Source organism: Microcystis sp. 49638_E5 (genome assembly GCF_021300285.1).
In the GTDB taxonomy this organism is placed as follows: domain Bacteria; phylum Cyanobacteriota; class Cyanobacteriia; order Cyanobacteriales; family Microcystaceae; genus Microcystis; species Microcystis aeruginosa_C.
In genome coordinates this window covers 1-7484 of the sequence record NZ_JAJTDH010000123.1, presented here as the reverse complement: position 1 = coordinate 7484, position 7484 = coordinate 1, and the positions used below count along the sequence as shown (strand labels likewise).

At 45.8% G+C, this 7484-nt stretch carries 5 protein-coding genes and 2 pseudogenes; 5 read left to right on the top strand and 2 right to left on the bottom strand.

Annotated elements, in window-relative coordinates; translation table 11 throughout:
* From LW728_RS23300 to LW728_RS21175, 3 genes and pseudogenes are all read left to right on the top strand, one after another.
* Nucleotides 1-107, top strand: a pseudogene (locus tag LW728_RS23300) (IS200/IS605 family accessory protein TnpB-related protein); the annotation flags it as partial.
* A gap of 94 nt (nucleotides 108-201) precedes the next feature.
* Nucleotides 202-804 carry a M23 family metallopeptidase gene (locus tag LW728_RS21180; protein ID WP_002801865.1) on the top strand — a complete coding sequence of 201 codons (603 nt, stop codon included), beginning with the start codon at nucleotides 202-204 and terminating at the stop codon, nucleotides 802-804.
* A 110-nt stretch (nucleotides 805-914) separates the two neighbouring features.
* Complete coding sequence (locus LW728_RS21175) at nucleotides 915-1877, top strand: glycosyltransferase family 9 protein (protein WP_287668598.1); 963 nt, start codon at nucleotides 915-917, stop codon at nucleotides 1875-1877.
* A 61-nt stretch (nucleotides 1878-1938) separates the two neighbouring features.
* On the opposite strand, the gene LW728_RS21170 is transcribed toward LW728_RS21175, so the two are convergent.
* A complete protein-coding gene (locus LW728_RS21170; RefSeq protein ID WP_002801863.1) occupies nucleotides 1939-2448 on the bottom strand; it encodes a YceD family protein in 510 nt (169 codons plus the stop codon).
* A 264-nt stretch (nucleotides 2449-2712) separates the two neighbouring features.
* Here LW728_RS21170 and LW728_RS21165 point away from each other — a divergent pair, with 264 nt between their 5' ends.
* Nucleotides 2713-3666, top strand: a complete 954-nt coding sequence (locus LW728_RS21165) for a tetratricopeptide repeat protein (protein WP_287768099.1) — start codon at nucleotides 2713-2715, stop codon at nucleotides 3664-3666.
* 13 nt (nucleotides 3667-3679) lie between these two features.
* On the opposite strand, the gene LW728_RS21160 is transcribed toward LW728_RS21165, so the two are convergent.
* Entirely contained in the window at nucleotides 3680-6607 is a 2928-nt protein-coding gene (locus LW728_RS21160) for a DEAD/DEAH box helicase (RefSeq protein WP_002801861.1), read from the bottom strand.
* Nucleotides 6608-6821: 214 nt separating this feature from the next.
* Here LW728_RS21160 and LW728_RS21155 point away from each other — a divergent pair.
* Nucleotides 6822-7376, top strand: a pseudogene (locus LW728_RS21155) (GGDEF domain-containing response regulator); the annotation flags it as partial.
* Nucleotides 7377-7484 lie beyond the last annotated feature (108 nt).

Here is a 7484-nt window from a genome sequence, read left to right as displayed (position 1 = left end):
TCATGGGTTCCTACAATATTTTACGAAAAGCATTCCCAAATGTGTTTAACCGCTATGGGATAGAGAGGTGCGTAGTTCACCCAAGGAGAATCAATCTCTCGAAGTAAAAGTGAAGGGAATTTCTGAAATGGAATTCAGTCTGTCTATATTTGACTATACTTTTACTAACTATATTTAATTGTGGTGTCTGGAGTAAGTCTCATGCTAAAGTATCTGCCTGTTAAATTACTGCGTTTTTTAGCGATTAGCTGTCTTGTCACGTTAATTTCTCTAGGATTTGACCGTTTACACCCCGTTAAAGCTAATCCCACCCTCATGGCTCAAAATGCTTGGGCCGGGGCCTCCTTTCCCGTGGAAAACTTTCAAACCTATACCTCCGGTTTCGGTTATCGTTTCTCTCCCATGGATGGTAGTCAACAATTTCATGCCGGGTTAGATCTGGCCGCACCCTTGGGCAGTTATATTCGCAATTGGTGGACCGGCAGAATCGTCGAATTATCGGATAATACAGGCTGTGGCACCATGATTAAGATGCAATCGGGTCAATGGACGCATATTTATTGTCATCTCATGGGTTCGGTTCAATCCGACAGCCGTGGTACTTTTTTAATTGACAGGTCAGGAGGAATCGTCCTTACTCTCGGTCAGGATATACCAGCAGGGGCCCGCATGGCTAGAGTGGGAATGACCGGACGCACCACCGGACCACACCTGCACTGGGGACTGATGTACGGCAATCAATACGTTGACCCCGCTTTGGTTTTAAATGCTATGTACGGCTCTAATCCTTCCGGTAATACTTAAGAGAATCTGCGATCGCATTCTGTTGAGAAAAAACATCGCTGCCCGGATTTAGTGAATAACGAGGGACACTGCTAAAATTAAGCTGACCGATTCAGGTATATCCAGATAAAATGCGAATATTAACCCTTGTACCGGGAGGAATTAGCAATCAACTGCTGTTTTTTCCCACTCTAGAAACCCTCCAGCAAACTTACCCCCAAAGCAGCATTGATGTTTTGGTCGAACCTAGGGCAAAAGCTGCCTATCGTCTCTGTCCCCAGGTTAAGGAAGTGCTTTTATTTGACTATCGAGATCAGTACGGATTAGCGGATTATTTAAATATTTTGGGAGTAATTCGGGACCGGGAGTACGAAATCGCCATTAGTCTCACCAATCGTCCTGCTATCAATCTTTTACTCTGGTTAAATGGTGTTCCTAACCGTATAGGCTACGAAAATAATGGCAGCTGGTTCTTATCGCAACAAGTACCCCGGCCAACGGAAGGCTATCTAGCGGATCATTATCAGGCACTGGTCAAAGGGTTAAAGATTGCCGCACCCTGTCCACCTTTAAAACTAACCTTGAATCGCGATGATATCGATTGGGCCGAAATGGAGCAGCAACGCCTCAATATCAAGGATAGCGGCTATATTCTCCTCTACGCCGGCGGTAGCGATCTCAGCATCAGCCAAGGACTGGAAACGCTTTATCCCCTAGAGAGTTGGCTAGAAATTATCCAAGGTATTCGCCATCAACAACCGGATTTACCAATTGTCGCGATCCAGGGAGAATTGGATGAAGCTTGGGTTTTAGCCCTCAAGGCCATGGATAATAACTTAAAAGTGTCGAGAACGGGCGATATCGGTAAAATGGCGGCTATGATCGCCGGGGCTAATTTATTGTTAGCTACCGAAAGTGTCCCTTTACAGTTAGCCGTGGCCGTGGGAACCTATACCCTATCTCTGCTGGTTCCTTCGTTGTCTAAGAGAGTTTTACCGAGTGGGGGAGAGCTGCATCGATATATTGAGGCTAATACGGGAAAAGTCGCCGATATTACCCCCGAAACTGTCCTGAAAAAGATTTGGGGCCGGTAAAAAATCGGGTTTCGATCGCTTTTCTTGTGGCTCGAAACCCGAAAAAAATCAGCATCAAGGCTCAATTTTGCGATTGAGATAACTGACTTTTCAAGGATTCTAGGGAGGCCCAACGACCATCGATGGCAGTATTTTCCGGAAGAAAAAAATCGGGTGGTTGACAATTGGCTCCGCAGAGTTGACGGGGGGGCAAAGTTAGACACAACTGCTCGTATAACCACATTTGCGGGTCAAAATCCCCGTTAGGATCGAGGGTTTCCGAGAGGTCTTCGTAGGCTATTTCTCGCTCTAGAGGATAGGAGCTATCGTAGTCTTTATTTTTGTCTAGCCAGATTAATTCGGAAGTGTTTAATTGCAGACGATGATTATATTGTTGTAAACAGCGATCGCAGGTTAAGGTGACGATGGTTTCTGCTTTCACCGATACTTCCAAAAAATTCCCCCCATGTCTAACCAGCAAGGTCCCCCGCACCGGTGTCAAGGTTTCTAGACCGGGGATAAAATTATCGATGATGATCACTCTTTGTCGATCAGGAGATTTGAGGAGGTGGGGGATAAAAATAGTTTCCATAGATAACTCCTGTATCATTTATCGGGTGTCAACTGCGTTAGCGAGTAACGCCATCATAATTGCTCGGTGACAATCTTTCTTTTATTAGTTTATCGCAGCCCAGAGTGTAGGAATTATGAATTATGAATTATGAATTATGAAGTGGGGAGAATAAATAAAAATAATCCCCTGCCGACCGTCTCGGAGTCTCCTGTCTCGGAGTCTCCTGCATTTGACAGGCTGTCTGTTGATCGATCGAGAAAGTTTCCTCAGAATTGGGAGTATATGCACAAAGGTACTCCTATGTCAACGGTTTTGAAAAATTTTCTTCCTCGCCTCGGTGGATTGGTTATGGTTGCACTGCTCTGCTCGCTTGTGCTGGGGGGATGGCCTCGGCAGGGAAAAGCGGCTCAACCAGTACATTTATCCTACTGGGTGCGATCGGGAATTGAACAACTAGAGGCAGGTAATTATCAGCAAGCTTTGCAGGATTTCAATCAGTCGGTCGAACAGGAAAATAACTTGGCCCTAGCCTACAGTAATCGCTGTTTAACTGAGATTTATTTGCAGGATTATCTCCACGCTTGGCAAGATTGCACCCGCTCTTTACAACAGCAATCCGATAATTATCTAGCCTATTTCCATCGGGGTTTAGCTTTTTATCGTTTGGGAGATTATCCACAGGCGCTGACCGATTATAACCAGACTATCCGACTAAAACCCACCTATTATCAAGCCTACTATAATCGGGGTTTAGTTCAGGCGGCCATGAAAAATTATCCCCTTGCCCTAGCCGATTTTAATCAATCCTTGCGTCAAGTTACTAACCAGCAACCCGACACTTTAGCCACTATTTATAATGATCGAGGTTTATCTCATTTAGCCCTCCACAATTTTACCTCAGCCAAAGCGGATTTTAATCAAGCTCTCCAGTTAAATAAAAATAACGCCTCAGCCTACTATAATCTAGCTTGTACCGCTCACCAATTAGGTGAATACGAACGCTCGATCGCCGATTTAAATCGAGCGATTGCCATCGATCCTTTTTATGCCGATGCCTATATTAGAAGGGGATTACTGCGGCATCAATTGGGTTATTATCAATCGGCTTTAGCGGATTTAAATCAAGGAGCAAATCACCTCTATCACCAGGGATTGCACCAAAATTATCAGCAAATTTTAGCCCTAATCGAGCAGATTCACCAACAGTTACTTTCCCTACCATCTCCCATTGTTTAAAAGAGCGGTCAATTTATAAAGGAAAGCGCTTCATGGCTGTGACGGCGAGACGGGCATTATCTTTAAGGACTTGGGAAACCCGGGGAATTTGGGGAATTTGCCAGAGAACATCGACGGTGCGCCGCAATAATCGCACTAGATCTCCCTCATCGAGGCTAGTATTTTCGCACAATTCCGGCCAGGATGTCCCCTGGGCCCAACGGGAGGCAATCCCCATCAGTTGGGTTTCTAACCAGACGGGAATAGTGATATCGTAGCGAGATTGAGCTTGATAGAGTAAACGGCGAACTTCTCGCAGACCGGGGGAATTTCCTTCTCCTTGCCGCAAAATATCGATAACTTCTGGCACAGGCGGGTAATTGCACCAAGTATCGGGGCGAGGGGGTTCCGTAATCATGGCGCTGATGGCGGCGGCTAGTTGGCTAGGAGTCAATCTGTCCAAATCTCCGGACATCATCGCTAATCCTAACCAGAGTTCATTTTCCCCGCGAATAGTGGCCGCCGCTTCTCCGAGGGGAGTGGGCAAATAAACCTCTAATGCTTGGAATTCTCGCAAAATCTCGATTAGATTCAGAAATTCTTCCCAGTAGTAGGATTTACGCGATTGTTGTTTTTGGTATTTAATCTGGGTCTTGTGTAACTTATCGCGAGCAAGCTCTCGATCGTAGTATAATTTCATCAATCGCCCCGGATTTTTGCGTTTTTGCAGGGGATGAGCGGCAATTTGACTATTGACAATTTCAATTTTTTGTGATTGTGTTGCCAGTTCCGCCACTGGTGGGATGCCCTGCACTTGTTGGGGGATTAAATCGGCGATCGCCTGAGTATTTTCCTCACCCTTGCGCCACCCTCCTAGGGAAACAGCTTCTAGGGAAGGGGGTATCAGTTCGCCTAATGCCGCAGGAGTGATAAAACCTCGATCAATCTCGCTAATATCGGCATAGGCGGCTAAATACCAGCGATTATCACTGCCTAAACAAACAAGAGTTCGCACTTGACCGGCTCCGTGCAGGGTATTGACAAAGATAGCGGGGACGGGGACGGGAACCTTAATATGTTTGCCCTTGAGATGGAGGATAGTTCCGACGGGAATATTCGGCAATTTTAGATGTATTTCCTGTCTTTTCTGGGCCTCTGACTGACTAGCGAGGATTTTATACAGTCTTTCTTCTTCCCGCAGTCTTTCCCGTAGCTTTTCGTAACTGAAGACCTGCTCCCGCTCGATACCGGCTAACTCCATATCCAACTTAGCTAATTCGGTGGTTAAGGCGGTAATCTGTTGTCGTTCGGGGCTTAACTTCAAACGAGCGAGATATTCGGCGAAACTGCGCTCTAAGAGGTCTTTTACCTCCTCTAGACTGTGTTTTTGCAGGAGATTTAAGACCATGCCGTAACTGGGCGCAAAACAGCTTTGCAGGGGTTCCGGTTGGGCGGTGGCCAGAAAAGCCGCTTCTTTTGCCCCTTCAAAGGGCGTTTGTACTGTCACCACATGGCCCACCGCGTCCATTCCCCGGCGACCGGCCCGGCCGGCAATCTGGACAAATTCCGAGGGAGTCAGCATACTATGACCATCATCGGTGCGCTTGGAGAGGGCCGAGATGACGGTGGTGCGGGCGGGCATATTAATCCCGGCCGAGAGGGTAGCGGTGGCAAAAACCACCTTAATTAAACCGGCTTCAAAGAGTTGTTCGACTAATTCTTTCCAGAGGGGTAAAATCCCAGCATGGTGAACACCACAGCCCCGGGTGAGGGGTTCCACTTGGTCGGCGCGCACCAGTTGGGAAGCACTGGCTAGGAATTCAAACAGTTGATTTTTCGTCTCGGGGTCGGCGGTTAAGAGGCTGAGGAGTTGCTCGTCAGACTGGGGGTTATTAGCGAAAAAAGCCAGTAATTTTTGGTGTAGGGGCGGATTTTCGACGGCAAAGAAGGAAAGGGCGAGTTCTTGCAGATTGGGATTATCTTCCAGAAAGAAAATGAGTAACCGGTAGTAAATGGCTCTAGCTTCTTCTGGATTAACGAGATTGAGGTTTTTTAGCTCTCGAATCGCCTGATCGCAACCTTTCCGACTGAAAATGACGTAAATGGCCGGGAGCATATCCTTGTCCCGCAGCGTGGTGACAATGGAGGCGATGGTGGGACAATCTTCTCGTTTTAAGCGTCGGGGTTTGCCGTGGCCGACTTTTGAGCGTAGTTTCGGGTTAACTTTGCTCTGTTTTGGGTCGAGCAGCGGGAATAATCCCTCTTTATTGGCGAAATAAAAGCGCAGGGGGACGGGGCGAAAATCGGAGTTAATTAGCTCGCAGCTGGAGGTCTGTTTATTGTCGCTGGGTTGGGGCAGTTGCCGCACCCAGTTAATCCAGTCGGTGAGTTCCCCCGGGTTGCCAATGGTGGCGGAGAGGGCAACTAATTGGATACTAGGGGGACAGTAGATAATTGATTCTTCCCAAACGGTGCCGCGACCTCGATCGCTGATATAGTGACATTCATCGAGAACTAGGGTTTCCACGTTTTCTAGGGAAGTGCCTACCTCACCGATCGGAGTTTGGTACAGCATATTGCGAAAAATTTCTGTAGTCATGACTACAATTAACGCTGAGGGATTGATCACCACATCGCCGGTAATCAATCCCACTTCCGCAAACAGCAGCGGGGAATCCTCATCGCCATCGGTGGGGGTACGACCGAATTTTTCTTGAAAATCCCGGAATTTTTGGTTAGAAAGAGCTTTCAGGGGAGTGGTGTAGAAAACCCGTTTGCCCCTTTCTAGGGCGCGATAGATAGCGTATTCTCCGATTAAAGTTTTGCCGGAACCCGTGGGAGCGCAGACAACCACTGATTTACCGGCGGCGAGAGCGGCGATCGCCGATTGCTGGAAGTCGTCGAGTTTAAAGGGAAAAATGGTTTTGAGATCCAAAGAAGTAGGGTTGAGGGACTCTTTCACGTCAAGTCTAAGAGGAGAAATTTTCTTAATTGTGGCTATTCTGGCTGGCTTTTTTTATTCTAGTCGAAAAAAGCGGACTTCTATAAACTAGGGACAGCTTGACCTTTGGGGGTGATTCCCGATCCCATCATACTTCATCTTTATGAGAAATGCTGTATCACTAATAATTGTATCTCTATTTTGTTCTTAACTTGATTAATTATACCTACTGGTGATGATTAAATTTCGTCCTGAAGACTGTCTAGTTTTATTGGTTGATGATGTCAGTCAAAATCTCCAATTGGCTCTGGAGATTCTTAATTCTGCTGGTTATGCCACCATTTTTGCTAGTAGTTTTCAACAGGCAATAGAACGAGTAAAAACTGCTAATCCTGACCTAATTCTTCTTGACTTAATGATGCCAGAAATAGGGGGTATAGAAGTTTGTAAAAGGCTAAAAAGTGATAATTTATACGCTCATATCCCGATTATTTTTGTAACAGATAGTAACAAAAAAGAAGATATTATCAATGCTTTTAATTCTGGGGCTGTGGACTATATAAATAAACCCTTTCATAGTTGGGAACTGTTAGCCAGAGTTAAAATTCATTTAGAAATGAAAAAAACTCAAGAAGAACTTAAAAATATCAACTCTCAACTAGAAAAGCTAGTCAGAACTGATAGCCTAACCGGGGTCAATAATCGTCGAGAGATTCTCTCCTTGGGCGAGAAAGAATTTCAACGATGTCGTCGTTATCATCGTTATTTTTCACTGTTAGTCATCGATATAGCATTTACATTTGAGACGTGGAAACCAATTTCTGAAAAAAATGCTATAATCTAAGTCAATGTTTTAATAACTTTAATTATGGACAAGGCTCAGAAAATCAAAAAAGAT

Excerpts from the sequence above, each read along its gene's own strand:
- LW728_RS21175 (WP_287668598.1), top strand. The coding sequence starts at position 915 with ATGCGAATATTAACCCTTGTACCGGGAGGAATTAGCAATCAACTGCTG.
- LW728_RS21170 (WP_002801863.1), bottom strand. The coding sequence starts at position 2,448 with ATGGAAACTATTTTTATCCCCCACCTCCTCAAATCTCCTGATCGACAA.
- LW728_RS21165 (WP_287768099.1), top strand. The coding sequence starts at position 2,713 with ATGCACAAAGGTACTCCTATGTCAACGGTTTTGAAAAATTTTCTTCCT.
- LW728_RS21180 (WP_002801865.1), top strand. The coding sequence starts at position 202 with ATGCTAAAGTATCTGCCTGTTAAATTACTGCGTTTTTTAGCGATTAGC.